The organism is uncultured Campylobacter sp. (assembly GCF_937890585.1).
Classification (GTDB): Bacteria; Campylobacterota; Campylobacteria; order Campylobacterales; family Campylobacteraceae; genus Campylobacter_A.
The window spans coordinates 1-1,138 of sequence record NZ_CALACG010000243.1 but is presented as its reverse complement, the minus strand read 5'-3'; the positions used below and the strand labels follow the sequence as shown (position 1 = coordinate 1,138).

Genomic DNA, 1,138 nt, shown 5'->3' with positions numbered 1-1,138 from the left:
TCGATGATGGCGTGAGCGATCTCTTTAAAATTCGCATCCGTAAAATAAACGCCGCCTTCGGTGTTTGAGATACCAAAAGTATCGTTTTTAGCGTTATACGCAAGTCCGCTCGTTACGCCTTTGCCAAAAATCCCCTTCGTCTCAAAAGGAAGCGGGAAGCTGTTTTTCACGCTAAGCGCAGGTTTTACGTCAACAAACGCGCCGGCGCTTGGATCAGAGTTAAATTTGACGCTTATATCTTTAGGCTCGCCCGCTATAAACGGATCCTCGACGACATTTGCGCCGACAAATGAAAACGGCTTTTCAAACCTTTTCCAAACGCCTGAGGTCCAAGTGCTATTTAGACTGATACGCTCAGGATCGTCCTTGCCGCTATACGGCGGGATGCCTGCTAAGATGAGCGTCTGAACGGCATTTGATAGGATAACAAATAGGCTTAATGCGATCACAAATTTTGAATACGCGCTAAGAGGCTTTATCCTAGTGTCCGAGCGCGAAATATCGTCCGAGACAACCTTGTCTTTGGCAAAAAGCATCATAAGCCCCATCGCTACAACCACGACTCAGTACACCAAAATACCCCACGTATATGTGTGAGCGCCAAATATATCGCCACCAAAGCCCATGCCAACAACTCTATATAAACTAAAGCTAGCGTGTCTTAGCGTCATAAAGATTCCATATGCTGCACCAAAAAGCACGGCGGCTATGTAGCGCGCCTTTAGTCCGTAGCGCAGTATCAAGATACCCGCGACGCCGACCACGACCATGCCGATACGCTCCCACCAGCAAAGCGTGCAAGGCCCCTCGCCGATGACGTAGCCAAGATAGATGTTTGCGATACCAACAGGGATAGCAAGCACGAGCAAGACCGCGGTGGCCATGATAAAGTCGAAATTTTTCTCGTTAAAAAAACTCAATTGCTCTCCTAGTATGCTGCAAAAGGCAAAAGAGATGCCCAGCTGGCGATGAAAAACATGATAAAGCATATCGCCGTCTCCACGGCAAATGCACCAAAGGCTAAGCCCTCTTTCTCTGGCTTTTTCCATGCGATGAAAACGGCTATGACCAGAAAGAGAAACGATAAAAATTCCATTTTATCTCCTTTATCTCATTAAGATTAGATTGTCATTTTAAT

The 1,138-nt window shown here is 46.6% G+C and carries 2 protein-coding genes and 1 pseudogene; all 3 read right to left on the bottom strand.

Going from position 1 to position 1,138, the window contains the following annotated elements; genetic code table 11:
- Positions 1-539 (bottom strand): annotated as a pseudogene (locus tag Q0296_RS07260) (disulfide bond formation protein B); the annotation flags it as partial.
- A 24-nt stretch (positions 540-563) separates the two neighbouring features.
- A complete protein-coding gene (locus Q0296_RS07255) occupies positions 564-920 on the bottom strand; it encodes a disulfide bond formation protein B (RefSeq protein WP_298038688.1) in 357 nt (118 codons plus the stop codon).
- A gap of 8 nt (positions 921-928) precedes the next feature.
- A complete protein-coding gene (locus Q0296_RS07250; protein WP_163026383.1) occupies positions 929-1,096 on the bottom strand; it encodes a hypothetical protein in 168 nt (55 codons plus the stop codon).
- Between the last annotated feature and the right edge of the window lie 42 nt (positions 1,097-1,138).